The following is a 22,920-nucleotide window of genomic DNA, read 5'->3' as shown; positions in this document are numbered from 1 at the left end:
GCGCCCGGCCGTCCGCGTGCCCGGACGCGCGTGGAGGCTCGGGCGCCGGTGGGGTCCTGGGGGTGTCGGACGCGCGATCGCCAGGAACGGGCCACCGCACGGCAGGCACCGGAGGTTCCCCCTCCGAGACGCCCGAGCACGGGGCGTTGAGCCCCCGAAGGAGTCCCGCCCTCAGCCGAGTGCGGAGCGCACCACGGCGGCCAGCCGCTCGGCCACCGCGGTGGCCTGCTCCTGCTCCGGCGCCTCGACCATGACCCTGACCTTGGGCTCGGTCCCGCTGGGCCGGATCAGCACCCGGCCGGTCTCGCCCAGCTCCTCCTCGGCCTCGCGCACGGCCGCCGCGAGCTCCGCGGAGTCCTTGGCGCGGGCCTTGTCCACGTCGGGCACGTTGACGAGCACCTGCGGCAGGCGGGTCATCACCTTGGCCAGCTCCGCCAGGCCCTGCTCGCGGTGGGCCATCGCGGCCAGCAGGTGCAGGCCGGTCAGGACGCCGTCTCCGGTGGTGGCGTGCTCCAGCAGGATCACGTGCCCGGACTGCTCACCGCCCAGGCCGAACCCGCCGCGCTTCATCTCCTCCAGCACGTAGCGGTCGCCCACCGCGGTCTCCACCACGGTGATGCCCTCCCGCTCCATCGCCAGCTTCAGGCCCAGGTTGGACATGACCGTGACCACGAGCGTGTCCTGGGCGAGCCTGCCCTCCTCCTTGGCCTCGGTGGCCAGGATCGCCAGGATCTGGTCGCCGTCCACCACGCGGCCCTCGGCGTCCACGGCCAGGCAGCGGTCGGCGTCGCCGTCGTTGGCGATACCGGCGTCCGCGCCGTGCAGGCGGACGGCCTCCTGGAGCACCTCCAGGTGGGTGGAGCCGCACCCGTCGTTGATGTTGTGGCCGTCCGGCTGGTCACCGATCGCCACGACCTCCGCGCCCGCGCGGCGCAGCGCCTCGGGCGCGACCAGGGCGGAGGCGCCGTTGGCGCAGTCCACCACGACCTTGAGGCCCTTGAGGCTGTGGGGCACCGAGGCCAGCACGTGCTCGACGTAGCGCTCGGCGCCGTCGTCGGCGTCGGTGACCCGGCCGACGAGGTCGCCCACGGCGGGGGTGGAGGGCACGCCGAGCATGCCCTCGATCTCCTCCTCCAGGGCGTCCTCCAGCTTCTGGCCGCCCCGCGCGAAGAACTTGATGCCGTTGTCGGGGGCCGGGTTGTGGCTGGCGGAGAGCATCACGCCGAAGTCGGCGCCGAGCGCGCCGGTCAGGTAGGCCACGGCCGGGGTGGGCAGCACGCCCACGCGCACCACGTCCACACCGGTGCTGGCCAGGCCCGCGACGACGGCGGCCTCGAGGAACTCGCCGGAGGCGCGCGGGTCGCGGCCCACCACGGCCTTGGGCCGCGCCCCGTCGCCGCCGCGGGTCAGCACCCGCGCCGCCGCGACGGACAGCTCCAGCGCGAGGGCGGCGGTCAGGTCCCGACCGGCGACACCGCGTACACCATCTGTTCCGAACAGCCGAGCCACAGGCGGACAGCCCCTTTCGACGACGGCGCCGGGTCACGGCGCCGGTGGAGTAGCGAGGGTGGCCCAGACAAGCCACCGGGAAAACCGAAAGCCCGTACGCCGTCCCCGGTGGTGGGAACGGCGTACGGGCCGAAGCTCAGCCGAGCGGGTGCCGGCGCATGAGCACTAGCGCTTGGAGAACTGGGGAGCCTTGCGCGCCTTCTTGAGACCGGCCTTCTTGCGCTCCACCTCGCGGGCGTCGCGGGTCAGGAAACCGGCCTTCTTGAGGGTCGGGCGGTTGTTCTCCGGGTCCAGGGACGCCAGCGCGCGGGCGATGCCGTGACGCAGGGCGCCGGCCTGGCCGCTGGTGCCGCCGCCGTCGAGACGGGCGAAGACGTCGTAGGCGCCGTCGAACCCGAGGGAGACGAACGGCTCCTTGATGGTCTGCTGGTGGACCTTGTCCGGGAAGTACGCCTCAAGCGACTTGCCGTTGACCTTCCACTCGCCCGAACCGGGGGCGATGCGGACACGGGCGACGGCCTGCTTGCGGCGACCGGTACCGGCGCTGGGGCCGGACGCGGTGGGGACGTAGGCGGCGGCGTTCTCGTCGGACTCGCTGGTGTACTCGGAGGGGAACTCCTCCGGGTTCTCCACGTACTCCTGCTCGACGTCTTCGATGCCGGTGGGCTCGACCACGGTTCTCCTCGTGCTCTCTGTAAAAGTCTGCGAACGCCTAGGCGGGCTGCTCGATCTTGGTGATTTCGAACGCAACCGGCTGCTGGGCCTGGTGCGGGTGCTCCGGACCGGCGTACACCTTGAGCTTCTTGGCCATCTGGCGGCCCAGGGAGCCCTTGGGGAGCATGCCCTTGACGGCCTTCTCGACGGCCCGCTCGGGGTTCTTCTCCAGCAGGTCGGCGTAGGAGACGGAGCGCAGGCCGCCCGGGTAGCCGGAGTGGCGGTAGGCGCGCTTCTGCTCCAGCTTCTTGCCGGTCAGGGCGACCTTGTCGGCGTTCACGACGATCACGAAGTCGCCGGTGTCGATGTGGGGCGCGTAGTACGGCTTGTGCTTGCCCCGAAGCAGCGTGGCAACCTGGCTCGCCATACGCCCGAGCACGAGATCGGTAGCGTCGACAACGTGCCACTGACGCTGGACATCGTTTGGTTTGGGGCTGTATGTGCGCACGATCGTTTGCCTTCGCTCTTCAGTCGGCTGCCCCATCCCGTGCGGGAATGGGGGACTCGTATACACACCCGCGGTTGCGGGGGCGTCTGGCCGGATATCCCGTGCCATGTCACAGGACTCTCCGAATGGTGAGTGCGCAGACGATGGTGCGTGGATCGGCGCCCGGTGGTCGGGGCCCACGGCAACTCAACGCACAACGACGGAATATCCTACCTGGCCACCGCCGCGCAGGTCAAAGCCAGCGGCGGGGCGGACCGGCCGGACCGCGCTCGGCGGGGAAAACACCGGCACGGGGTCACATCCGTGACCTCTCCGTCTTTTATTATGCCCGTTGCCGGGAGTGCTTCGTCCTGTTCCCGCCCCCGCGTTGGCTACGCTTGCACCGAAAGGCCGGTCTGCTCCCGTGATGACGGGCACCGACGCGACCTTGGAGACGCCCGTCACGGTCGCCGACACCACGGGAACCCGGAACGGACGGCACCGCGCGGCCCAGGCCACGTGCCGGTGGACCGCGGCCCAGTCCCACCCCCAGAGCCCTCGGAGACTCCCATCAGTACCCATCCGAACCAGCCACAGTACGGTCCCGACGGCAGACCCGTCGGACCGGAGGCCGGTGACGGCCAGGACCTGCTCGGGTCATCGCCCTCCCACGCCGAGGGCCAGCATCCCACATCGGGGCCGCAGCAGACACACGGCGCGCCCCCGTCCGGCCAGCATCCCCCGTACCCGCAGCACCACCACTCCCCCGCGCAGCCGAGCGGCCCCCAGATCCCGCCGTACGGCCAGGGAGGGCAGCCCCAGGGCGCGCCCGGCTACCCCGGCGGTCAGGGCGGGCCGAGCGGCCCGCAGGCTCCGCCCCAGCCCCCGAGCGGCCCGCAGCACCCCCAGAACCCCCAGATCCCGCCGTACGGCCACGGAGGGCAGCCCCAGGGCGCGCCCGGCTACCCCGGCGGCCCGGTGGGCGCGCCCACCGGCGGCCAGACCCCCGCGCTTCCGGGGCAGCCCCAGCAGGGCGCCGGCGGGCAGCAGGCGCCCGTGCACCCCGGACAGCCGCAGCAGGGCACCGGCGGCCAGTTCCCGCCGCACGGAGCCCCCACCGGCGGCCAGGCGCCGATGCGGGCGCCCACGGGCGCGCACCCCCCGCACCAGGCCCCCACCGGCGGCCACCCGGGCATGGGTCAGCCGTCGGGCCCGCACGTACCCCCCGGACAGAACGCCGCCCCGGGCCAGCCCGGACAGCACGGCCAGCCCCTTCCGCCCGGGGCCCTCCCTCCCGGCGCCCCCGTGCCGCCGCACGCCCCCGGCCAGCGGCCCGGACCCCAGGGCCCCGTCCCGGGGTTCCCCCCCGGCACGCAGGGCGTACCGCAGGGCCGTCCCGGCGCTCCCGGCCACCCCGGAGCGCCCGTCAGCCCTCCCCCGGGCATGCCCCCCGGTTCGGCTCCCCCGTCCGCCCAGCAGGCCTTCCAGGCCCCGCAGCAGCCCCCCGCCGCGCTCCCGGCGCCCGGCCGGGAGGAGCCCGTGTTCCCCCCGGACGCGATGGGCGCCACGCAGCACATCAGCCCCGTCCCCGCCTCGCCCGGCGGCCGTCCCCTGTTCCGGGACGAGGTCCCCGACGACGCCGGTGTGGACACCGCGCAGTTCGACGCCCAGGGGATCAACGACTACGACGACTACGACGGCTACAACAACGACGACGACTACCGGTACGGTGACGGCGGCGCGGACGCGCGCGCCCGCAAGCGCCGGATCATGATGATCGCCGGTTTCGCCGTGCTGCTGGTCCTGGCGGGCGGCGGGACGTTCTTCCTCGCCACCAGCATGGGCTCGGGCGGTGCGAACGCCACGACCGTCGCCGACGAGGCCGACGACCCGGGCGCGCTCGACGTCGAGGCCCTCTTCCCCGAGAGCATGGAGGTCGAGGGCCAGGGCACGTTCACCCGCGTGGCCGTCGAGGACACCGAGGACTGCGCCGCCGGGGCCCACGGCGACTACGGCCAGGTGCTCGCCGACAACGAGTGCCGCCAGATGGTGCGCGCCTCCTACCTCAGCGAGGACGAGGGCCACGCGGTGACCGTGGGCGTCGCCGCCATGCCCACCGGCGAGGAGGCGGCCACCGCGATGGAGGCACAGGACCTGGTGGCCACCCAGTGGTTCGCCGGTCTGCCCGGCGAGGAGGGCAGCCCCGCCGAGCGCCTGGGGCACTCCGGCGGCCACGGCAGCAGCGGCCAGTGGGGCCGCTACCTGCTCTTCTCCCTGGCGGCCAACAGCGACGGCACCGAGGAGGGCGCCGAGAGCGAGTCCGCCACCGAGCTGCGCGCCATCAGCGAGGGCTTCCTCCAGGAGGCCCACACCAGCCTCAGTGAGAACCGCGGCTGAGCGGTCACCGGCACCCGCGAGGGGCACCCGGCGTCCGGGTGCCCCTTCTTCGTGTCCACGGGCGGGTTCCGTCGGCGCCCGCGGCGGGCAGGAGTCCCGGCGGGCCGGTCCGCGAGCCCCGGAGGAGAGCGTGACGATGACAGAACCCGCCGAACGGATCCGGCGCATCGCGATGGAGTTGACGGCGCAGTCGGAGTCGGGGCTGGCGTACAGCACCAACGAGTTCGACATCGGGCGGTTCCACCGCGTCGGCGCCCTGGCCCGCGACCTGATGCAGATGGTGGCCGCCGGGGAGCTCCCCGGGTACGAGCGCGAGGTGGCCTCGGCAGCCGGTTACACCACCCCCAAGCTCGACGTGCGCGGCGGCGTCTTCGACCCCTCCGGCCGGGTCCTGCTCGTCCGCGAGATCTCGGACGGCCACCGCTGGACCCTGCCCGGCGGGTGGTGCGACGTCCTGGAGAGCCCCAGGCAGGCGATCGAACGCGAGGTCCGCGAGGAGGCGGGGCTGGCCGTGCGGGCGGTCCACCTCGCCGGGGTCCTCGACCGCCACCTGTGGCCCCACGTGCCGGTCTACGACCGCCACATCTACAAGCTCCTCTTCGTGTGCGCGCCGCTGACCGACCCCGCCCCCGCCTCCAGCAGCGACGGGACCAGCGACCGCGCCTTCAGCAGCGCCGAGACCAGCGCCAGAGCATGGTTCGACGTGGACGACCTGCCCGAGCTGTCGGTGTCGCGGGTACTGCCCGAGCAGATCGCGCTGCTGCACCGGCACTGGATGGATCCGGGACCGGCACACGTCGACTGAGGCCACGGGGGGCATCCGGGAGACCGGTGCCCCTCCCCTTGTCCACAGGCCGGATTCCGCGCTTTCGCGGAGTCCGGCGCGACTCTAGCCTGGTAAAGGGGGGGGGGTTCCCTCCCCGCCGCCTCGTGCTGCCCGCGCTCTCGGAGCCGCCGCTCAGTCCGAATGGCCCCGGCACGGCAGCTCCCGCACCCGGCGGGTCGCCGAGGCGCGCACGGCCAGCTCCTCGTCGGCCGGGTAGCGCACCTCCTCCAGGCTGAGCCCCTGCGGCCCCACCACGTGCACCGACGAGTCCCGCGTACCGGCGCCGAGCACCTTGCCCGGCCAGTCCGCGTCCCTGCGCCCGTCGCCCACCGCCAGGAGCGCGCCCACGAGCGCGCGCACCATGTTGTGGCAGAACGCGTCCGCCTGGATCGTCCCGTGCAGCAGGTGCTCGTCCACCCGGGTCCACTCCAGGCGCAGCAGCTCCCGGATGGTCGTCGCGCCCTCGCGCCTCTTGCAGAACGCCGCGAAGTCGTGCTCGCCCACCAGGCGCTCCGCCGCAGCGTTCATCCGGTCCACGTCCAGCGGGCTGCGGTGCCACAGCACGTCCCGCCGCAGCAGCGGGTCCACCCCGTAGGGCGCGTCGCTCACCCGGTACAGGTACCGCCGGAACAGCGGCGAGAACCGGGCGTCGAACCCGGGCGGCGCCAGCCGCGCCGCGCGCACCCGCACGTCCTTGGGCAGCACCCCGGCCAGGCGCCGGAGCACGCGCTCCCCCTCGCTCTCCCACGTCCGCGCGGGGATGTCGGCCTGCGCCACCTGCCCCCGCGCGTGCACACCGGCGTCCGTGCGCCCCGCGCACGTCAGCGACACCTCCGGCAGGCGCAGCACCCGCGCCAGAGCCGCCTCCAGCTCGCCCTGCACCGTGCGCCGACCTGGCTGCGCGGCCCACCCGGAGAAGTCCGTGCCGTCGTAGGCCACGTCCAACCGCACCCGGACCGTCGTCTCGTCCATAACCCGCCACTCCTCCGCGTCCACGAAAAAGACGAGTGCCCGACCCCCGCGGGGATCGGGCACTCGCCGAGCGGTGCGTGCGCGGGACGCGTTCGCGTCCCCGCGCCCCGCACGCTACTTGTCGTCAGCCGGGCCCTCCGCCTGGGCCGTCTCGTCGGCCTTGGCGGTCTGGTCGGAGGTGGTGTCCTCCGCCGGCTGGTCGCCGGCCTCGTCCGCCACGGCGGTGGTCGCGTCGGCCTTGGGCTCCTCGGCCTCCTGCGCCGCGGGCTTGGCGGCCGGGGCGGCGGCCTGGGCGCTCAGGGCCTCGACCAGCTCGATCACGGCCATCGGGGCGTTGTCACCCTTGCGCGGACCGATCTTGGTGATCCGGGTGTAGCCACCGGGACGGTTCTCGTAGCGCGGGCCGATCTCGGTGAAGAGCTCGTGCACGACGGCCTTGTCCGTGATCTTGGTCAGGACCTGGCGGCGGGCGTGCAGGTCACCGCGCTTGCCGAGGGTGATCAGCTTCTCCGCGTACGGGCGCAGGCGCTTGGCCTTGGCCTCGGTGGTGCGGATGCGGCCGTGCTGGAACAGCGAGGTGGCGAGGTTCGCCAGGATGTGCCGCTCGTGAGCGGGCCCGGAACCCAGACGGGCGCCCTTGGTAGGCGTGGGCATGGTGTCGTTCTCCTAGTGATGCGGTCCGCGGCCGCACTCGGCCGGGGACCATGTGGGCGACGAAGGTCGGTTAGTACTGCTCCGTCTCGACGAAGGACTCGCCCTCGTCGTCCTCGGAGCTGTAGGAGTCGGCCGCCGAGCTGGGGTCGAATCCGGGCGGGGAGTCCTTCAGCGACAGGCCCATGTCGACGAGCTTCTGCTTGACCTCGTCGATGGACTTGGCACCGAAGTTGCGGATGTCCAACAGGTCCTGCTCGGAGCGGGCAACCAGCTCACCGACGCTGTGGATGCCCTCACGCTTGAGGCAGTTGTAGGACCGGACCGTGAGGTTGAGGTCCTCGATCGGCAGCGCCAGGTCCGCCGCCAGGGCGGCGTCCGTGGGCGACGGGCCCATGTCGATGCCCTCGGCGTCGACGTTGAGCTCACGCGCCAGACCGAACAGCTCGACCAGGGTCTTGCCCGCGCTGGCGACCGCGTCCCGGGGACGGATGGCCGGCTTGGTCTCGATGTCCACGATCAGGCGGTCGAAGTCGGTGCGCTGCTCGACACGGGTGGCCTCGACCTTGTAGGTCACACGCAGGACCGGGGAGTAGATGGAGTCGATCGGGATGCGGCCGATCTCCTGTCCCGCCTGCTTGTTCTGCGTCGCCGAGACGTAGCCGCGGCCGCGCTCGACCGTCAGCTCCATCTCCAGCTTGCCCTTGCCGTTGAGCGTGGCGATGTGCAGGTCGGGGTTGTGCACCTCGACACCGGCCGGCGGAGCGATGTCCGCGGCGGTCACCACACCGGGGCCCTGCTTGCGCAGGTACATCAGCACCGGCTCGTCGTGCTCGGAGCTGACGACCAGGCCCTTGAGGTTGAGGATCATCTCGGTGACGTCCTCCTTGACACCGGGCACGGTGGTGAACTCGTGCTCGACGCCCTCGATGCGGATGCTCGTGACAGCCGCGCCGGGGATGGAGGACAGCAGGGTGCGCCGAAGCGAGTTGCCGATGGTGTAGCCGAAGCCCGGCTCCAGCGGCTCGATGACGAACTTCGAGCGCAGGTCCGAGGAGGCTTCCTCGGTGAGCGTGGGACGCTGTGCGATCAACATGGTCCGTGTCTTCCCTTCCACATGGCCGCCCGCTATTTGACGGCCACCCGGCGGACACCACATCGGTGTCCACTACTCGGATTCCTACCCCGTCCGCGCGGTCCCCCCGCAGGGGAGCGCGCGGAACCAGGCGCGGCGCCCGCGCGGGTAGGTGCGCGGGCGCCGGTGCGGGATCAGACCCGGCGGCGCTTGGGCGGACGGCAGCCGTTGTGCGGAACCGGCGTCACGTCCTGGATGGAGCCGACCTCCAGCCCGGTCGCCTGGAGCGAGCGGATGGCGGTCTCCCGGCCCGAGCCCGGGCCCTTCACGAAGACGTCCACCTTGCGGACGCCGTGCTCCTGGGCGCGGCGGGCAGCGGCCTCGGCGGCCATCTGCGCGGCGTAGGGGGTCGACTTGCGCGAACCCTTGAAGCCCACCTGGCCGGAGCTGGCCCACGAGATCACGGCACCGGTCGGGTCGGTGATGCTCACGATCGTGTTGTTGAACGTGCTCTTGATGTGAGCGTGCCCGTGGACAATGTTCTTCTTTTCCTTGCGGCGCACCTTGCGCGCGGCACCCTGACGGCCCTTAGGCGGCATGAGCGAAACTCCCAGAGATCATCGGTCCGTTGTCGTTCCCGGACGCGTGTTTACAGTCCAGTCCGAGCGGACTACTTCTTACCGGCCTTCTTCTTACCGGCCACGGTCTTCTTCTTGCCCTTGCGGGTGCGCGCGTTGGTCTGCGTGCGCTGACCGCGGACCGGGAGCCCACGGCGGTGGCGGATGCCCTGGTAGCTACCGATCTCCATCTTGCGGCGGATGTCGCCCTGCACCTCACGGCGCAGGTCACCCTCGACCTGGTAGTTCGAGCCGATCCACTCGCGCAGCTTGACGAGGTCTTCCTCGGTCAGCTCGTAGACGCGCGTGTTGCCGTCGACGCCGGTGCTCTTCAGGGTCTCCAGGGCGCGGGTGCGCCCGATCCCGAAGATGTACGTGAGAGCGATCTCCACCCGCTTGTCGCGGGGAAGGTCAACGCCTTCGATACGTGCCATGTGGGCGAGACTCCTAATGCCCTATGCGGAGGTCTGGCCCGTTCCACCCTCTCGTCGCCCAATCGACGAGGCCCCGGCCTCCGACCGGGGGTGGCTCCCGCGCCGCACTGGCGGCGGGAGTCGGAACAGGTTTTCGTTGTGTCGTGCGCCCGGTGCGGTGCTGGCGCACCGGCCGGGCCGATCGCGGTGTGTGAAGCCGCGGCGAGCGGAGCGGGGGTGACTAACCCTGGCGCTGCTTGTGCCGCGGGTCCGAGCAAATGACCATGATCCGGCCGTTACGGCGGATCACGCGGCACTTCGCGCAGATCTTCTTCACGCTCGGCTTGACCTTCATGGTGACTCCGAACTCATACTCTCCCGGGCCGCGAGGCCCGTGAGGGGCTACTTGTAGCGGTAAACGATGCGCCCGCGCGTGAGGTCGTACGGGCTCAGCTCCACGACGACCCGGTCGTCGGGGAGAATACGGATGTAGTTCATCCGCATCTTGCCGCTGATGTGGGCAAGGACCTGGTGCCCGTTGTCGAGCTCTACCTTGAACATAGCGTTGGGTAGGGACTCGACAACGGAACCCTCGATCTCGATGGCGCCGTCTTTCTTGGCCATGTCCTTCCACGCCTCGCTCATCGTTTGGTTGATCAGGACAACCCGACGCGACCCCAGTGGCCCCGCATGACGCTACGGCCCCGGCAACGGCGGATGGCCGTCACCGACGCCGAGGGACACTGGAAGTTCAGGCCAACTGCAAAAGGCGAACGTCGGTTGGAGGACGTGGCGCGAAGAAGGCAGACTGACCCAACAGCCCGCGTATGGGCATGGACAGTCTATCCCCTTCCGGCAAGTGCTCCTAACCGCCGAACGGAGCACACTACCGCACCGGGACGCGGGCGGGCACGGGCCTCCGCCCTAGGGCGTCCCGTCGCCTTCGGAGTGGTGCTTCTGCCCGGCCAGGACCCCCACGGTCACCATGCCCATCACGATGCCCCACGGCCCCATGACCCACAGGAACCACGGGTAGTCGTAGTCGGTGGTGAGGAACAGGATCAGCCAGATGACGAAGCACAGGATGTTGACCCCGGCGTAGAGGGCCCACGGCACCATCAGCGCCGGGTCGCGCATGCTGATCGGAGGGGCCACCGCGAACTCCTCGTCCCGGGAGGAGGTCCCGCGGATGTCCGCGAGGTCGCGCTCGGGGAGGTCGTTGGTGACCGTGGCCAGCTCATCCGTGGTCCTGGCCTTGTAGACGCGGCCGAGGCGGTCGGTGAACTCCTCGTGGTCCAGCCGCCCCTGGGCGAAGTGCTCCTGGAGGAGCTGGGCCACGCGGTCGCGTTCCGCGTCGGACGTTCGTATCGACGGCACCGGGTCGGACACTGCGCGCACCTCGCATCTTCGCCCGGAAGCGGCCCCCGCGCTCCGCGCGGGACGAGACCCCTACCAGGTCGGCTGGACGAACCCCATGTCGGCGATTTTATCGCGGTCGGACTCGCGCGCGGTCAGCACGACGGGCCCGTCCGCGGTCACCGCGACCGTGTGCTCGAAGTGCGCGGCGCGACCGCCGTCGCGCGTCACCACGGTCCAGCCGTCGTCGAGCTGCACCACGTCGTGGCGGCCCAGGGTGGTCATCGGCTCGATCGCCAGGCACATGCCCTCGACCAGCCGCATGCCCTTGCCGCGCTTGCCGTAGTTGAGCACGTGCGGGTCCATGTGCATCTCGGTGCCGATGCCGTGGCCGCCGTACTCGCGGACGTTGCCGTAGCCGCCGTTGCGGGAGATGTGGCCGCCGATCGCGTGGCCGATGTCACCCAGGCGCCTGCCCGGACGCAGTTCGGCGATCCCCTGCCACATGGACTCCTCGCAGACCTCCATCATGCGCAGGTCCTCGGGGCGGCCCTCGCCGACCGCGACGGTGATCGCCGAGTCGCCGTGCCAGCCCTCCAGGATGGCCCCGCAGTCGACGGAGATGATGTCGCCCTCGGCCAGCACCCGCTGCGCGCTGGGGATGCCGTGGACGACCTCCTCGTTCACCGAGGCGCAGATGGAGCCCGGGAAACCGTGGTAGCCCTTGAAGGAGGGGACGGCGCCCGCGTCGCGGATGACCTTCTCCGCGAGGGAGTCCAGCTCCAGGGTCGACACCCCGGGCCGCACCGCGGCCCGGAGGGTGTCCAGGGCGCGGGCCACGACCTGGCCCGCCGCCCTCATCCTGGCGATCTGCTCCGGCGTCTTGATCTGCACGTCCGGATCGTTCTTGCCGAACATCAGGAACCGGCCCCGACCTTGTCGATGGCGGCCTTGGCGCGGGCCGTCACCTCCTCCACGGACCCCGTGGCGGCGATGGTGGCCAGCAGGCCCTCGGCCTCGTAGAACTGCACCAGCGGAGCCGTCTGCTCACGGTAGACCTCCAGGCGGTGCCGGATGGTCTCCTCGCGGTCGTCCTCGCGCTGGTACAGCTCGGCGCCCTCGTTGTCGCACCTGCCCGCGACCTTCGGGGCGTCGTACTCCACGTGGTACACCTGGCCGCACTCGGGGCACGAGCGGCGGCCCGAGAGGCGTTTGACGACCTCCTCCTCGTCCACCCTCAACTCCAGGACGACGTCCAGGGTGGTGTCGAGGTCGGCGAGGATGCCCTTGAGCGTCTCGGCCTGCGGGACGTTGCGCGGGAAGCCGTCGAGCAGGAAGCCCGCGGCGGCGTCCTCCTGCGCCAGTCGGTCCCTGACCATGGCGTTGGTGACCTCGTCGGGGACGAGGTCACCGCGGTCCATGTACTCCTTGGCCTTCTTGCCGAGGTCGGTCTTGCCGCTGACGTTGGCCCGGAAGATGTCGCCCGTGGACACCTTGGGGATCGACAGCTCGGACGCGAGGATCTGGGCCTGGGTGCCCTTGCCGGCCCCAGGCGGCCCCACCAATACTGCTCGCATTTATCGCAGAAAACCTTCGTAGTTCCTCTGCTGGAGGTGACTCTCGATCTGCTTCACCGTGTCCAGCCCGACGCCGACCATGATCAGGATGCTCGTCCCTCCGAAGGGGAAGTTCGCACTGGCGCCGGTGGCGCCGAGGGCGACCATCGGCAGGAGAGCGATCACACCCAGGTACAGGGATCCGGGGGTCGTCAGCCTCGTCAGCACGTAGTCGAGGTACTCGGCGGTCGGACGCCCTGGTCGGATACCCGGGATGAACCCACCGTACTTCTTCATGTTGTCGGCGACCTCAGCGGGGTTGAAGGTAATCGCCACGTAGAAGAACGCGAAGCCGATGATCATGACGAAGAACGTCGCCATGTACACGGGGTGGGTGCCGGTGAGGAAGTAGTCCTGCACGAAGGTCACCACGGGATGGGTGGAGTCCTGTCCCATGAGTCCCACGAGCAGCTGCGGCAGGTACAGCAGCGAGGAGGCGAAGATCACGGGGATGATGCCCGCCTGGTTCACCTTCAGCGGGATGTAGGTCGAGCTGCCGCCGTACATGCGGCGGCCGACCATGCGCTTGGCGTACTGCACCGGGATGCGGCGCTGGGCCTGCTCCATGAAGACCACCGCGGTGATGAGCACCAGGCCGGCGATGCAGATGAGGGAGAAGACCCAGATCGAGCGCTCCTGGAACAGCGCGACCATGGAGGAGGGGAACATCGCGATGACCTGGGTGAAGATCAGCAGCGACATGCCGTTGCCCACGCCGCGCTCGGTGATGAGCTCGCCGAACCACATGATGATGGCGGTACCGGCCGTCATCGTGAAGACGATGGTCACCAGGGTGAGGATGTCCTGGTTGGGCATGTAGGAGCTGACCGGGATGGCCCCCTGGAACAGGGCGCCCGTCCGGGCCATGGCGACGATGCTGGTGGCCTGGAGGACACCGAGCATGAGCGTCAGGTAGCGGGTGTACTGGGTGATCTTGCTCTGTCCGGACTGGCCCTCCTTCTTGAGGGCCTCCAGACGGGGGATCACCACCGTGAGCAGGTTGATGATGATGCTCGCGGTGATGTACGGCATGACCCCGAGCGCGAACACCGCCAGTTGCAGCAGGGCACCGCCGCTGAACAGGTTGACGAGCGCGTACACACCGGACTGGTCCGAGGAGGTGATCGCCTCCATCTGGTCCCTGATCGCCGCGGAGTTGATACCCGGCGCCGGGATCACCGAGCCCAGACGGAAGATCGTCAGGATGAACAGTGTGAACAGCAGCTTGTTGCGCAGGTCGGGCGTGCGGAATGCACGAACGAACGCACCTAGCACGTCTCCTCCTGCGCAGCTTCGGCGGCGGAACGGGTTCCAGACATCGCGGCCGATCCTGAATCGTCGTAGAACGTCAGCTCCGGGCGGTCGCCCGTTGCTCGGAAGTATTCACAGTACGTCAAGCGATGAACTCAAACAGATGGCACTGTAACAGTGATCACTCGGCAGTTGAGTTCGTGAGTCATAACGATCACCGCTCACAACGCGTGGGGGCGTCCGCCAGCCGGTCCTAGACCTGCCGGGCGAACGCCCCCAGTCGCTCATCGCGGGGAAGACCCCTACAGCTCGGTGGTGGAGCCACCGGCGGCGGAGATCTTCTCCTTCGCCGAGGAGGAGAACGCGTGCGCGCTCACCTGCACGGCGACGGAGATCTCACCCGTGCCCAGCACCTTGACGGGCTGGTTCTTGCGAACCGCGCCCTTGGCGACCAGGCTCTCGACGGTGACCTCGCCGCCCTCGGGGTAGAGCTCGCTCAGCCGGTCCAGGTTGACGACCTGGTAGGTCGTCTTGAACCGGGCGTTGCTGAAGCCCTTGAGCTTGGGCACCCGGCGGATGAGGGGCATCTGCCCGCCCTCGAAGCCGGGACGCACGGTGTTACGAGCCTTCGTGCCCTTGGTGCCGCGACCTGCGGTCTTGCCCTTGGACGCCTCGCCGCGACCCTTGCGGATCTTGGCCTTGTTGGAGCCCGGGGCGGGACGCAGGTGGTGCAGCTTGAGCAGCTCGTCGGGGTTGTAGTCGCTCATTCGGCAACCTCCTCGACAGAGACGAGGTGCGCGACGATCGTGATCTGCCCGCGAACCTCAGGGCGGTCCTCACGGACGGTGGACTTGCCGATCCGGCCCAGACCCAGCGACTGGAGAGCAGCGTGCTGCTTCACCTTGCCGCCGATCTTGGATCGGGTCTGCGTGATCTTGAGCTTGGCCATGGTCAGGCTCCTGCCTTCGCCTCAGCGCGAGCACGCAGCATGGCAGCCGGGGCGACGTCCTCGATCGGCAGGCCACGGCGGGCGGCGATCTCCTCGGGCTGGTTGATGCCCTTCAGAGCCGCCACGGTGGCGTGCACGATGTTCAGCGGGTTGGACGAGCCGAGCGACTTGCTCAGCACGTCGTGGATGCCGGCGCACTCCAGCACGGCGCGCACGGGGCCACCGGCGATAACGCCGGTACCCGGGGCGGCCGGACGGAGCAGGACGACGCCGGCCGCGTCCTCGCCCTGGACCCGGTGCACGATCGTGCCCTGGATGCGGGGGACGCGGAAGAAGTTCTTCTTCGCCTCCTCGACACCCTTGGCGATCGCGGCCGGGACCTCCTTGGCCTTGCCGTAACCGACACCGACCATGCCGTTGCCGTCACCGACGACGACCAGGGCGGTGAAGGAGAAGCGACGGCCGCCCTTGACGACCTTCGCGACCCGGTTGATGGTCACGACCTTCTCGATGTAGGAGACACCCTTGTCTGCGGCGCCGCCGCGGCGATCGTCACGGCGATCACGCCGCTCGCCACCGGCGCCGCGCCGCGGTGCTGCAGCCATCAGTGGTTCCTCTTCTCGTGGTTGATCTTGGCCGTTGCAGAGGTCATCGCTAGAACTCCAGCCCGCCCTCGCGCGCCGCGTCGGCGAGCTTGGCGATACGACCGGCGTACTGGTTGCCGCCGCGGTCGAAGACGACCGCGGAGACACCGGCGGCCTTGGCGCGCTCGGCGATGAGCTGACCGACCTTGACGGACTTGTCGGACTTGGTGCCCTCGTCGGCGCGCAGGTCGGCCTCGACGCTGGAGGCGGCGGCCAGGGTGTGACCCCTGGTGTCGTCGATCACCTGCGCGACGATGTGCTTGGAGGAGCGGAAGACGGCCAGGCGCGGACGCTCGGCGGTACCCACGACCTTCTTGCGGACGCGGAACTGGCGGCGCGCACGGGAGGTGGCGCGCTTGGTGGTCCGCTTGCGGCTCACGGTGCTACCCATGCCTACTTACCAGCCTTTCCGGCCTTGCGGCGGATGTGCTCACCCTGGTACCGCACGCCCTTGGCCTTGTACGGGTCAGGCTTACGCAGACCGCGGATGTTCGCGGCGACCTGGCCCACCAGCTGCTTGTCGATGCCCTCGACGTGGAGGATGGTCGGCTTCTCCACGCGGAAGCTGATGCCCGCGGGGGGCTCGACCACGACGGGGTGGCTGTAGCCCAGCGAGAACTCCAGGTTGGAGCCGCGGGCCTGGACGCGGTAACCCACGCCGTGGATCTCCAGCGTCTTGGTGTAGCCCTTGGCCACGCCCTCGACGAGGTTGGCGATGAGCGCACGGGTCAGACCGTGCAGCGAGCGGTTCTCCGGCTTGTCGTCCGGACGCGCCACCGTGACGACCCCGTCCTCCAGGGCCACGGTGATCGGCTCGGCGACGGTGTGCTTCAGCTCGCCCTTCGGACCCTTGACGGTGACGTCCTGCCCGTTAATCGTGACTTCGACGCCCTTGGGGACCGAGAGCGGCAGTCGACCGATTCGCGACATGCTTCAATCTCTCCCTGTTACCAGACGTAGGCGAGGACTTCGCCGCCCACGCCACGCTTCTTGGCCTGCTTTTCGGTCATCAGGCCGCCGGACGTCGAAATGATCGCCACGCCGAGGCCACCCAGCACCCGCGGCAGGTTCTCCTTCTTGGCGTACACCCGCAGACCGGGCTTGGAGACCCGGCGGATGCCCGCGATGGAACGCTCCCGGGTGGGGCCGTACTTCAGGTCCAGGACGAGGTTCTGGCCCACGGGGGCCTCCTCGGTCCGCCAGCCCTGAATGAAGCCCTCCTGCTGGAGGATCTCGGCGATGTGCGCCTTGATCTTGGAATACGGCATCGCCACGGTGTCGTGGTAAGCCGAATTCGCGTTGCGCAGACGCGTGAGCATGTCTGCGATCGGGTCGGTCATCGTCATGGCCGACTGGCCCTTCCTCACCGCGGTTTCCGAGTGCGGGCTTTCCCAGAGCCTGCCCTTGCGCGGGTACTCCCGCGAAGGTGCACAAACGGACCTACGGCGTGGTCGTGGGCACCGCGGTCCCCTTCGGGACTGCCGTGCCCTGGTGGTTGGATGTTGCCGGACCGTGCCGCATCGTGCGGTCACGGACGCTGTACGCGCCGAGGATGGCGCTTCGGGGGGCCGACTCCGTGCGCCCAGGGGTGGGCGAACGGTCGGCCCCGCCGGAAACTACCAGCTCGACTTGGTGATACCGGGCAGCTCGCCCCGGTGGGCCATCTCACGGAAGCAGATACGGCACAGGCCGAACTTCCGGAAGACGGCGCGCGGGCGGCCGCACCGCGAGCATCGAGTATACGCGCGAACGCCGAACTTCGGCTTCCGCTGCGACTTCGCGATCAGGGACTTCTTGGCCATGTGTGCTTACCCCTCAGGCTTCCTTGAACGGGAAACCGAGCCGCTTGAGCAGGCTGCGGCCCTGTTCGTCGCTCGTGGCGGTGGTGACGACCGTGATGTCCATCCCACGCTGCCGGTCGACCTTGTCCGGGTCCACCTCGTGGAACATGACCTGCTCGGTCAGCCCGAAGGTGTAGTTGCCGTTCCCGTCGAACTGCTTCGGGGACAGGCCACGGAAGTCCCGGATACGGGGCAGGGCCAGGGAGAGCAGCCGGTCGAGGAACTCCCACATCCGGTCGCCGCGCAGCGTGACGCTGGCGCCGATCGGCTGGCCCTCGCGCAGCTTGAACTGCGCGATGGAGTTCTTGGCCCGGTTGATCCGCGGCTTCTGGCCGGTGATCGCCGACAGGTCGGCGATCGCGCCCTGGATCAGCTTCGCGTCACGAGCCGCCTCGCCAACACCCATGTTGACCACGATCTTCGTCAGACCGGGGACCTGCATGATGTTGCCGATGCCGTGCTCCTCCTTGAGGGCGGCAACGATCTCGTTACGGTACTTCTCCTTGAGCCGCGGCATCGGAGGGGCGGTGATGTCGTTGGTAACCGTCATCAGATGTCCTTACCGGTGCGGCGGGAGACGCGAACCTTGGTTCCGTCTTCCTCGAAGCGGTAGCCGACCCGGGTGGCCTTGCCGTCCTCCACGAGCGCGACGTTGCTCACGTGGATCGGGGCCTCCTTGGTGACGACCTCGCCCTGCTGGCCGCCCGCCGGGTTGGCCTTCCTGTGCTTCTTGACCAGGTTGACGCCCTCGACAACGACACGGTCTTCCTTCGGCAGGGCCTTGACGACCTTGCCGGTGGCACCCCGGTTCTTGCCGGCGAGAACGATGACCTCGTCGCCAGATTTGATCTTCATCGCTTAGAGCACCTCCGGCGCCAGCGAAATGATGCGCATGTACTTCTTGTCACGCAGCTCGCGGCCGACCGGGCCGAAGATGCGGGTGCCTCGCGGGTCCCCACCGTCCTTGATGAGCACGGCAGCGTTCTCATCGAAGCGGATGTAGGAGCCGTCGGGCCGGCGGCGCTCCTTGACGGTGCGCACGACAACGGCCTTGACGACGTCGCCCTTCTTGACTCCAGCGCCAGGCAGGGCGTCCTTCACCGTGGCGACGATCGTGTCGCCGATCCCGGCGTAGCGCCGACCCGAGCCACCGAGAACACGGATGGTGAGGATCTCCTTGGCACCCGTGTTGTCGGCGACCTTGAGTCGCGACTCCTGCTGAATCACGTCTGCTCCTGATGTGATGCGTGCGGTCCACTGCCGCACGGCTAGGTGGTCTCACCCCCGGGATCGGCGGCCGGCACGGGTGCCGGCCGCCGACAGGCTGGGGTTACTTAGCCTTCTCCAGGATCTCCACGACGCGCCAGCGCTTGGTCGCGGAGAGCGGCCTGGTCTCCATCAGTCGGACCAGGTCGCCCACTCCACAGGAGTTCGCCTCGTCGTGCGCCTTGTACTTGGACGTGCGACGGATGACCTTGCCGTACCTGGCGTGCGTGATGCGGTCCTCGACCTCGACGACGACGGTCTTGTCCATCTTGTCGCTGACGACGTAACCCTCGCGCACCTTGCGGTAGTTGCGGGTCGCGGTCTGGTTCTCACTCATTCGGCTGCTTCCTTCTCCTGCGCCGACTCACCAGACAGCGGGGCGATACCCAGCTCGTGCTCACGCAGGATCGTGTAGATCCGGGCGATCTCGCGCTTGACGGTACGCAGTCGGCTGTGGTTGTCGAGCTGGCCGGTGGCGGCCTGGAAGCGGAGGTTGAACAGCTCTTCCTTGGCTTCCTTGAGCTTGGCGACCAGGTCCTCGACGGACTGGTCACGGAGCTCATGGGCAGTCACGGACTTGGCCATCACTCCCCCTCCCGCGTAACGAACTTGCACTTCATCGGGAGCTTGTGCATCGCACGGCGCATCGCCTCCTTGGCGATGGCCTCGGGCACGCCCGACAGCTCGAACATCACGCGACCGGGCTTGACCGGCGCGACCCACCACTCCGGGGAACCCTTACCGGAACCCATGCGGACCTCGGCGGGCTTCTTGGTCAGCGGGCGGTCCGGGAAGATGTTGATCCACACCTTGCCGCCACGCTTGATGTGACGCGTCATGGCGATACGAGCGGACTCGATCTGACGGTTCGTCACGTAGGCCGACTCCAGGGCCTGGATGCCGAACTCACCGAAAGTGACCGTCGTGCCGCCCTTGGCCTTGCCGCGCAGATCCGGGTGGTGCTGCTTGCGGTACTTGACCTTACGAGGAATAAGCACTGGTCAGCTCCCCTCGGACTTCGCGGACTCGGCCGGGGCCTTGGCCTCGGCGTTCTGCGGCTGGCCGCCACCGGCACCGCCGCGACGACGACGCTGGGGGCGCTCGCGGCGCTGACCGCCGCCACCGCCACCGCCGCCACCGGCGGAGCGCTGCGCGGCCTGGGCCGCCTCACGCTCGGCGCGGGTGGCGGGCGCGTCACCCTTGTAGATCCAGACCTTCACACCGATGCGGCCGAAGGTCGTACGGGCCTCGAAGAAGCCGTAGTCGATGTCGGCGCGCAGGGTGTGCAGGGGCACACGGCCCTCGCGGTAGAACTCCGAGCGCGACATCTCGGCCCCGCCCAGACGGCCACCGCACTGGATGCGGATGCCCTTGGCACCGCTCTTCATCGCGGTCTGCATGGCCTTGCGCATCGCGCGGCGGAAGGCCACGCGGCTGCTCAGCTGCTCGGCGACGCCCTGGGCGACGAGCTGCGCGTCGATCTCGGGGTTCTTGACCTCGAAGACGTTCAGCTGGACCTGCTTGCCGGTCAGCTTCTCCAGGTCGGTCCGGATGCGGTCGGCCTCGACGCCGCGGCGGCCGATGACGATGCCCGGCCGGGCGGTGTAGACGTCGACGCGGACGCGGTCACGGGTGCGCTCGATCTCCACCTTGGAGATGCCCGCGCGCTCCATGCCGCGGGTCAGCATCCGACGGATCGCGACGTCTTCCTTGACGTAGTCCTTGTAGGACTTGTCGGCGTACCAACGGCTCTTGAAGTCGGTGGTGACTCCGAGGCGGAACCCGTGCGGGTTTACCTTCTGCCCCACTATCGGGTCCTTTCCTTCGTCTTGGACGAGGCGCCCGAGCGCTCAGCGACGACCACGGTGATGTGGCTCGTGCGCTTGGTCACCCGGAAGGCGCGGCCGAAGCCTCGCGGACGAATGCGCTTCAGGGTCGGACCCTCGTCCACCCACGCGCGTTCGACCACCAGCGTCCCGCGGTCCAGCTTGTCGTTGTGCTCGGCGTTGGCGATGGCGCTAGCCAGCACCTTGCCAACAGGCTCGCTCGCCGACTGGGGCGCGAACCGGAGCACCGCCTGTGCCTCGTCAGCGGGCAACCCGCGAATAAGGTCCACCACCCGGCGGGCCTTTCGGGGCGTAACACGGACGAACCGTGCCTGTGCCCTCGTTCCCATCGCTTTTCCCTCGCTCACGGAAATTCATCTCCACTCACCGTGGAGAAATGGTTCTTTCTGCTGCTGCAACCGCTAACGGCGGCTACGGCGGTCTTCCTTGACGTGGCTGCGGAAAGTACGCGTGGGAGCGAACTCACCGAGCTTGTGGCCGACCATCGACTCGGACACGAACACGGGGACGTGCTTGCGGCCGTCGTGGACGGCGATCGTGTGACCGATCATCTCCGGAACGATCATGGACCGCCGGGACCACGTCTTGATGACGTTCTTGGTCCCCTTCTCGTTCTGCGACTCCACCTTCTTGATGAGGTGGTCGTCGACGAAGGGACCCTTCTTAAGGCTACGTGGCATCAGACGTGCTCCTTACCGCTTCTTCTTACCGCTACGCCGACGCCGCACGATGAGCTTGTCGCTGGCCTTGTTCTTGGCCCGGGTCCGGCCTTCCTTCTTACCCCAGGGGCTGACCGGGTGGCGGCCACCGGAGGTCTTGCCCTCACCACCACCGTGGGGGTGGTCGACCGGGTTCATCACGACACCGCGGACGGTCGGGCGCTTGCCCTTCCAGCGGGAGCGGCCGGCCTTGCCCCAGTTGATGTTGGACTGCTCGGCGTTGCCCACCTGGCCGACGGTGGCGCGGCAGGTGATCTCCACCATGCGCATCTCACCGGAGGGCATACGCAGCGTGGCGTACTTGCCCTCCTTGGCCAGGAGCTGGATCTGCGAGCCCGCGGAGCGGCCCAGCTTGGCGCCGCCGCCCGGCTTCAGCTCGACCGCGTGCACGAACGTACCCGTGGGGATGTTGCGCAGCGGGAGGCAGTTGCCGGGCTTGATGTCGGACTGCGGACCGTTCTCGACCCGGTCGCCCTGCTTGAGGCCGGCCGGAGCCAGGATGTAGCGCTTCTCACCGTCCACGTAGTGGAGCAGCGCGATGCGCGCGGTGCGGTTCGGGTCGTACTCGATGTGGGCGACCTTGGCCGGCACGCCGTCCTTGTCGTGACGACGGAAGTCGATCACGCGGTAGGCGCGCTTGTGGCCACCGCCCTGGTGGCGGGCGGTGATGCGGCCGTGGCCGTTGCGACCGCCCTTGGAGTGGAGCGGACGCACCAGGGACTTCTCGGGCTCCGAGCGCGTGATCTCGACGAAGTCGCTCACGCTGGAGCCGCGACGACCCGGTGTCGTCGGCTTGTACTTACGAATGCCCATCTTCTTCGCGCATTCCTTTACGTGTTGCTTGGTGTGTAGCGGTCAGACCCGGGAGAGGTCAGACACCGAAGATGTCGATCCGGTCGCCCTCGGCGACGCTGACGATCGCGCGCTTGGTGTCGGGACGCTTCCCGTAACCGAAGCGGGTGCGCTTGCGCTTGCCCTTGCGGTTGATCGTGTTCACGCTCGTGACCTTCACCTCGAAGATCTTCTCGATCGCGATCTTGATCTGGGTCTTGTTGGCGTCCGGGCGGACGATGAACGTGTACTTGTTCTCGTCCATGAGCCCGTAGCTCTTCTCGGAGATCACCGGCTCGACGATGATGTCCCGGTGGTCGGCGATCCTCACTGGTCGTCCTCCTCGGACTGCGCGGCCTTGGAGGCACCGGCCGCGTGGGCCAGGAACTCGGCGTAGCCCGCCTCGGTGAAGACCACGTCGTCCGAGTACAGGACGTCGTAGGTGTTCACCTGGTCCGCGTCGAGGATGTGCACCTCTTCGACGTTGCGCAGGGCGCGCCGGTTGTGCTCGTCGTCGCGGGCCAGCACCACCAGGACCTTGTCGGACTCGGTGACCTGGCGCAGCGCCTTCAGAGCGGTCTGCGTGAACTTGCTCTCCAGGTCCTCGGCCACGAACTGGCTGACGACGTGGATGCGGCCGTGGCGCGCCCGGTCCGAGAGGGCTCCGCGCAGGGCGGCGGCCTTCATCTTCTTGGGGGTGCGCTGGCTGTAGTCGCGCGGCTGGGGTCCGTGGACCGTGCCGCCGCCGGTGTACTGCGGGGCGCGGATGGAACCCTGGCGGGCCCGGCCCGTGCCCTTCTGGCGGTAGGGCTTCTTGCCACCGCCGCGGACGTCGCCGCGGGTCTTGGTGGCGTGCGTGCCCTGACGGCCAGCGGCGAGCTGGGCGTTCACGACCTGGTGGATCAGCGGGATGCTGACCTGCTGGGCGAAGACGGTGTCCGGCAGCTCGACGCTGCCCTTGGTGCCGCCCTCGGGGTTCTTGACCTCGATCTGGGCCAT

General features: G+C 69.3%; 35 protein-coding genes. 2 read left to right on the top strand and 33 right to left on the bottom strand.

Features of this window, described 5'->3' with window-relative positions:
- Positions 1–171 precede the first annotated feature (171 nt).
- The 3 genes from glmM to rplM all read right to left on the bottom strand — a co-directional run bounded on the left by glmM (position 172) and on the right by rplM (position 2,671).
- On the bottom strand, positions 172–1,509 hold the full coding sequence (gene glmM, locus NDAS_RS25520) for a phosphoglucosamine mutase (RefSeq protein WP_013156147.1): 1,338 nt from the start codon (positions 1,507–1,509) through the stop codon (positions 172–174).
- Positions 1,510–1,674: 165 nt separating this feature from the next.
- A complete protein-coding gene (gene rpsI / locus NDAS_RS25515; RefSeq protein ID WP_013156146.1) occupies positions 1,675–2,184 on the bottom strand; it encodes a 30S ribosomal protein S9 in 510 nt (169 codons plus the stop codon).
- Positions 2,185–2,221: 37 nt separating this feature from the next.
- Positions 2,222–2,671: a 50S ribosomal protein L13 gene (gene rplM / locus NDAS_RS25510; RefSeq protein ID WP_013156145.1), complete on the bottom strand. Its 450-nt coding sequence runs from the start codon at positions 2,669–2,671 to the stop codon at positions 2,222–2,224.
- Between the two features lie 1,422 nt (positions 2,672–4,093).
- Between rplM and NDAS_RS29485 the strand changes: the two genes are divergently transcribed.
- The gene (locus NDAS_RS29485) at positions 4,094–5,047 is read left to right on the top strand and encodes a hypothetical protein (protein WP_013156143.1); all 954 of its coding nucleotides are present in this window, start codon (positions 4,094–4,096) and stop codon (positions 5,045–5,047) included.
- 136 nt (positions 5,048–5,183) lie between these two features.
- On the top strand, positions 5,184–5,852 hold the full coding sequence (locus NDAS_RS25495) for an NUDIX hydrolase N-terminal domain-containing protein (RefSeq protein WP_013156142.1): 669 nt from the start codon (positions 5,184–5,186) through the stop codon (positions 5,850–5,852).
- Between the two features lie 153 nt (positions 5,853–6,005).
- Here the strand turns inward: NDAS_RS25495 and truA are convergent, their stop codons facing one another.
- From truA to rplD, 30 genes are all read right to left on the bottom strand, one after another.
- Complete coding sequence (gene truA / locus NDAS_RS25490) at positions 6,006–6,845, bottom strand: tRNA pseudouridine(38-40) synthase TruA (protein ID WP_013156141.1); 840 nt, start codon at positions 6,843–6,845, stop codon at positions 6,006–6,008.
- A gap of 114 nt (positions 6,846–6,959) precedes the next feature.
- Positions 6,960–7,499 (bottom strand): 50S ribosomal protein L17, encoded by a 540-nt coding sequence (gene rplQ, locus NDAS_RS25485; protein WP_013156140.1) that lies wholly within the window; start codon positions 7,497–7,499, stop codon positions 6,960–6,962.
- A 70-nt stretch (positions 7,500–7,569) separates the two neighbouring features.
- Positions 7,570–8,592, bottom strand: coding sequence for a DNA-directed RNA polymerase subunit alpha (locus NDAS_RS25480; protein ID WP_013156139.1), 1,023 nt, complete (start codon positions 8,590–8,592; stop codon positions 7,570–7,572).
- Positions 8,593–8,765: 173 nt separating this feature from the next.
- Positions 8,766–9,170, bottom strand: a complete 405-nt coding sequence (gene rpsK, locus NDAS_RS25475) for a 30S ribosomal protein S11 (RefSeq protein WP_013156138.1) — start codon at positions 9,168–9,170, stop codon at positions 8,766–8,768.
- 71 nt (positions 9,171–9,241) lie between these two features.
- Positions 9,242–9,622: a 30S ribosomal protein S13 gene (gene rpsM / locus NDAS_RS25470; RefSeq protein ID WP_013156137.1), complete on the bottom strand. Its 381-nt coding sequence runs from the start codon at positions 9,620–9,622 to the stop codon at positions 9,242–9,244.
- A gap of 220 nt (positions 9,623–9,842) precedes the next feature.
- Positions 9,843–9,956, bottom strand: a complete 114-nt coding sequence (gene rpmJ / locus NDAS_RS28270; RefSeq protein ID WP_013156136.1) for a 50S ribosomal protein L36 — start codon at positions 9,954–9,956, stop codon at positions 9,843–9,845.
- Positions 9,957–10,003: 47 nt separating this feature from the next.
- Positions 10,004–10,225 carry a translation initiation factor IF-1 gene (gene infA / locus NDAS_RS25465; protein WP_013156135.1) on the bottom strand — a complete coding sequence of 74 codons (222 nt, stop codon included), beginning with the start codon at positions 10,223–10,225 and terminating at the stop codon, positions 10,004–10,006.
- A gap of 300 nt (positions 10,226–10,525) precedes the next feature.
- A complete protein-coding gene (locus tag NDAS_RS25460) occupies positions 10,526–10,990 on the bottom strand; it encodes a DUF1707 domain-containing protein (protein WP_013156134.1) in 465 nt (154 codons plus the stop codon).
- Positions 10,991–11,050: 60 nt separating this feature from the next.
- Positions 11,051–11,875: a type I methionyl aminopeptidase gene (gene map / locus NDAS_RS25455; protein WP_013156133.1), complete on the bottom strand. Its 825-nt coding sequence runs from the start codon at positions 11,873–11,875 to the stop codon at positions 11,051–11,053.
- On the bottom strand, positions 11,875–12,534 hold the full coding sequence (locus NDAS_RS25450) for an adenylate kinase (RefSeq protein WP_013156132.1): 660 nt from the start codon (positions 12,532–12,534) through the stop codon (positions 11,875–11,877). Before NDAS_RS25450 ends, map begins: the two co-directional genes overlap by 1 nt.
- Positions 12,535–13,848 carry a preprotein translocase subunit SecY gene (gene secY / locus NDAS_RS25445; RefSeq protein WP_013156131.1) on the bottom strand — a complete coding sequence of 438 codons (1,314 nt, stop codon included), beginning with the start codon at positions 13,846–13,848 and terminating at the stop codon, positions 12,535–12,537.
- Positions 13,849–14,126: 278 nt separating this feature from the next.
- Positions 14,127–14,591, bottom strand: coding sequence for a 50S ribosomal protein L15 (rplO, locus tag NDAS_RS25440; RefSeq protein WP_013156130.1), 465 nt, complete (start codon positions 14,589–14,591; stop codon positions 14,127–14,129).
- Positions 14,588–14,773, bottom strand: coding sequence for a 50S ribosomal protein L30 (gene rpmD / locus NDAS_RS25435; RefSeq protein ID WP_013156129.1), 186 nt, complete (start codon positions 14,771–14,773; stop codon positions 14,588–14,590). Before rpmD ends, rplO begins: the two co-directional genes overlap by 4 nt.
- A 2-nt stretch (positions 14,774–14,775) precedes the next feature.
- Complete coding sequence (rpsE, locus tag NDAS_RS25430) at positions 14,776–15,378, bottom strand: 30S ribosomal protein S5 (RefSeq protein WP_013156128.1); 603 nt, start codon at positions 15,376–15,378, stop codon at positions 14,776–14,778.
- Between the two features lie 49 nt (positions 15,379–15,427).
- Positions 15,428–15,808, bottom strand: a complete 381-nt coding sequence (gene rplR / locus NDAS_RS25425) for a 50S ribosomal protein L18 (RefSeq protein WP_013156127.1) — start codon at positions 15,806–15,808, stop codon at positions 15,428–15,430.
- A 2-nt stretch (positions 15,809–15,810) separates the two neighbouring features.
- Positions 15,811–16,347 carry a 50S ribosomal protein L6 gene (gene rplF / locus NDAS_RS25420; protein ID WP_013156126.1) on the bottom strand — a complete coding sequence of 179 codons (537 nt, stop codon included), beginning with the start codon at positions 16,345–16,347 and terminating at the stop codon, positions 15,811–15,813.
- A 17-nt stretch (positions 16,348–16,364) separates the two neighbouring features.
- Positions 16,365–16,763: a 30S ribosomal protein S8 gene (gene rpsH, locus NDAS_RS25415; protein WP_013156125.1), complete on the bottom strand. Its 399-nt coding sequence runs from the start codon at positions 16,761–16,763 to the stop codon at positions 16,365–16,367.
- A 270-nt stretch (positions 16,764–17,033) separates the two neighbouring features.
- Entirely contained in the window at positions 17,034–17,219 is a 186-nt protein-coding gene (locus tag NDAS_RS25410; protein ID WP_013156124.1) for a type Z 30S ribosomal protein S14, read from the bottom strand.
- A gap of 13 nt (positions 17,220–17,232) precedes the next feature.
- Entirely contained in the window at positions 17,233–17,808 is a 576-nt protein-coding gene (gene rplE, locus NDAS_RS25405; RefSeq protein WP_013156123.1) for a 50S ribosomal protein L5, read from the bottom strand.
- The gene (gene rplX / locus NDAS_RS25400; RefSeq protein WP_013156122.1) at positions 17,808–18,113 is read right to left on the bottom strand and encodes a 50S ribosomal protein L24; all 306 of its coding nucleotides are present in this window, start codon (positions 18,111–18,113) and stop codon (positions 17,808–17,810) included. The genes rplE and rplX overlap by 1 nt, the downstream gene beginning before the upstream one ends.
- Before the next feature lie 3 nt (positions 18,114–18,116).
- Positions 18,117–18,485: a 50S ribosomal protein L14 gene (rplN, locus tag NDAS_RS25395; protein WP_013156121.1), complete on the bottom strand. Its 369-nt coding sequence runs from the start codon at positions 18,483–18,485 to the stop codon at positions 18,117–18,119.
- Positions 18,486–18,588: 103 nt separating this feature from the next.
- A complete protein-coding gene (gene rpsQ, locus NDAS_RS25390; protein ID WP_013156120.1) occupies positions 18,589–18,861 on the bottom strand; it encodes a 30S ribosomal protein S17 in 273 nt (90 codons plus the stop codon).
- Positions 18,858–19,109 carry a 50S ribosomal protein L29 gene (rpmC, locus tag NDAS_RS25385; RefSeq protein WP_013156119.1) on the bottom strand — a complete coding sequence of 84 codons (252 nt, stop codon included), beginning with the start codon at positions 19,107–19,109 and terminating at the stop codon, positions 18,858–18,860. Before rpmC ends, rpsQ begins: the two co-directional genes overlap by 4 nt.
- Positions 19,109–19,522, bottom strand: coding sequence for a 50S ribosomal protein L16 (rplP, locus tag NDAS_RS25380; protein ID WP_013156118.1), 414 nt, complete (start codon positions 19,520–19,522; stop codon positions 19,109–19,111). The genes rpmC and rplP overlap by 1 nt, the downstream gene beginning before the upstream one ends.
- A gap of 3 nt (positions 19,523–19,525) precedes the next feature.
- Positions 19,526–20,332 (bottom strand): 30S ribosomal protein S3, encoded by an 807-nt coding sequence (gene rpsC, locus NDAS_RS25375; RefSeq protein ID WP_013156117.1) that lies wholly within the window; start codon positions 20,330–20,332, stop codon positions 19,526–19,528.
- On the bottom strand, positions 20,332–20,700 hold the full coding sequence (rplV, locus tag NDAS_RS25370; RefSeq protein WP_013156116.1) for a 50S ribosomal protein L22: 369 nt from the start codon (positions 20,698–20,700) through the stop codon (positions 20,332–20,334). The genes rpsC and rplV overlap by 1 nt, the downstream gene beginning before the upstream one ends.
- A gap of 72 nt (positions 20,701–20,772) precedes the next feature.
- Positions 20,773–21,051, bottom strand: coding sequence for a 30S ribosomal protein S19 (gene rpsS / locus NDAS_RS25365; protein WP_013156115.1), 279 nt, complete (start codon positions 21,049–21,051; stop codon positions 20,773–20,775).
- A 12-nt stretch (positions 21,052–21,063) separates the two neighbouring features.
- Positions 21,064–21,903, bottom strand: a complete 840-nt coding sequence (gene rplB / locus NDAS_RS25360) for a 50S ribosomal protein L2 (RefSeq protein ID WP_013156114.1) — start codon at positions 21,901–21,903, stop codon at positions 21,064–21,066.
- A gap of 58 nt (positions 21,904–21,961) precedes the next feature.
- Complete coding sequence (gene rplW, locus NDAS_RS25355) at positions 21,962–22,252, bottom strand: 50S ribosomal protein L23 (protein WP_013156113.1); 291 nt, start codon at positions 22,250–22,252, stop codon at positions 21,962–21,964.
- Positions 22,249–22,920 (bottom strand): 50S ribosomal protein L4, encoded by a 672-nt coding sequence (gene rplD, locus NDAS_RS25350; protein WP_013156112.1) that lies wholly within the window; start codon positions 22,918–22,920, stop codon positions 22,249–22,251. Before rplD ends, rplW begins: the two co-directional genes overlap by 4 nt.

Origin of the sequence: Nocardiopsis dassonvillei subsp. dassonvillei DSM 43111 (assembly GCF_000092985.1) — a bacterium.
Taxonomy (GTDB): Bacteria; Actinomycetota; Actinomycetes; order Streptosporangiales; family Streptosporangiaceae; genus Nocardiopsis; species Nocardiopsis dassonvillei.
Note: the sequence above shows the minus strand (reverse complement) of the source record. Positions and strands in the feature narration are given on the sequence as shown.

What these genes read in the sequence shown, in the direction of transcription:
- NDAS_RS29485 (WP_013156143.1), top strand. Translation starts at nt 4,094, where the DNA reads ATGCCCCCCGGTTCGGCTCCCCCGTCCGCCCAGCAGGCCTTCCAGGCC.
- rpsM (WP_013156137.1), bottom strand. Translation starts at nt 9,622, where the DNA reads ATGGCACGTATCGAAGGCGTTGACCTTCCCCGCGACAAGCGGGTGGAG.
- rpsS (WP_013156115.1), bottom strand. Translation starts at nt 21,051, where the DNA reads ATGCCACGTAGCCTTAAGAAGGGTCCCTTCGTCGACGACCACCTCATC.
- rplE (WP_013156123.1), bottom strand. Translation starts at nt 17,808, where the DNA reads ATGACGGTTACCAACGACATCACCGCCCCTCCGATGCCGCGGCTCAAG.
- NDAS_RS25410 (WP_013156124.1), bottom strand. Translation starts at nt 17,219, where the DNA reads ATGGCCAAGAAGTCCCTGATCGCGAAGTCGCAGCGGAAGCCGAAGTTC.
- rplX (WP_013156122.1), bottom strand. Translation starts at nt 18,113, where the DNA reads ATGAAGATCAAATCTGGCGACGAGGTCATCGTTCTCGCCGGCAAGAAC.
- rpmD (WP_013156129.1), bottom strand. Translation starts at nt 14,773, where the DNA reads ATGGCCAAGCTCAAGATCACGCAGACCCGATCCAAGATCGGCGGCAAG.
- rpsE (WP_013156128.1), bottom strand. Translation starts at nt 15,378, where the DNA reads ATGGCTGCAGCACCGCGGCGCGGCGCCGGTGGCGAGCGGCGTGATCGC.
- rplV (WP_013156116.1), bottom strand. Translation starts at nt 20,700, where the DNA reads ATGGGAACGAGGGCACAGGCACGGTTCGTCCGTGTTACGCCCCGAAAG.
- rplF (WP_013156126.1), bottom strand. Translation starts at nt 16,347, where the DNA reads ATGTCGCGAATCGGTCGACTGCCGCTCTCGGTCCCCAAGGGCGTCGAA.
- infA (WP_013156135.1), bottom strand. Translation starts at nt 10,225, where the DNA reads ATGGCCAAGAAAGACGGCGCCATCGAGATCGAGGGTTCCGTTGTCGAG.
- NDAS_RS25495 (WP_013156142.1), top strand. Translation starts at nt 5,184, where the DNA reads ATGACAGAACCCGCCGAACGGATCCGGCGCATCGCGATGGAGTTGACG.
- rplQ (WP_013156140.1), bottom strand. Translation starts at nt 7,499, where the DNA reads ATGCCCACGCCTACCAAGGGCGCCCGTCTGGGTTCCGGGCCCGCTCAC.
- rplR (WP_013156127.1), bottom strand. Translation starts at nt 15,808, where the DNA reads ATGGGTAGCACCGTGAGCCGCAAGCGGACCACCAAGCGCGCCACCTCC.
- rplD (WP_013156112.1), bottom strand. Translation starts at nt 22,920, where the DNA reads ATGGCCCAGATCGAGGTCAAGAACCCCGAGGGCGGCACCAAGGGCAGC.
- rplB (WP_013156114.1), bottom strand. Translation starts at nt 21,903, where the DNA reads ATGGGCATTCGTAAGTACAAGCCGACGACACCGGGTCGTCGCGGCTCC.
- rplO (WP_013156130.1), bottom strand. Translation starts at nt 14,591, where the DNA reads ATGAGCGACTACAACCCCGACGAGCTGCTCAAGCTGCACCACCTGCGT.
- truA (WP_013156141.1), bottom strand. Translation starts at nt 6,845, where the DNA reads ATGGACGAGACGACGGTCCGGGTGCGGTTGGACGTGGCCTACGACGGC.
- rpmC (WP_013156119.1), bottom strand. Translation starts at nt 19,109, where the DNA reads ATGGCCAAGTCCGTGACTGCCCATGAGCTCCGTGACCAGTCCGTCGAG.
- rpsQ (WP_013156120.1), bottom strand. Translation starts at nt 18,861, where the DNA reads ATGAGTGAGAACCAGACCGCGACCCGCAACTACCGCAAGGTGCGCGAG.
- rpsH (WP_013156125.1), bottom strand. Translation starts at nt 16,763, where the DNA reads ATGACGATGACCGACCCGATCGCAGACATGCTCACGCGTCTGCGCAAC.
- rpmJ (WP_013156136.1), bottom strand. Translation starts at nt 9,956, where the DNA reads ATGAAGGTCAAGCCGAGCGTGAAGAAGATCTGCGCGAAGTGCCGCGTG.
- rpsK (WP_013156138.1), bottom strand. Translation starts at nt 9,170, where the DNA reads ATGCCGCCTAAGGGCCGTCAGGGTGCCGCGCGCAAGGTGCGCCGCAAG.
- NDAS_RS25480 (WP_013156139.1), bottom strand. Translation starts at nt 8,592, where the DNA reads ATGTTGATCGCACAGCGTCCCACGCTCACCGAGGAAGCCTCCTCGGAC.
- map (WP_013156133.1), bottom strand. Translation starts at nt 11,875, where the DNA reads ATGTTCGGCAAGAACGATCCGGACGTGCAGATCAAGACGCCGGAGCAG.
- NDAS_RS25450 (WP_013156132.1), bottom strand. Translation starts at nt 12,534, where the DNA reads ATGCGAGCAGTATTGGTGGGGCCGCCTGGGGCCGGCAAGGGCACCCAG.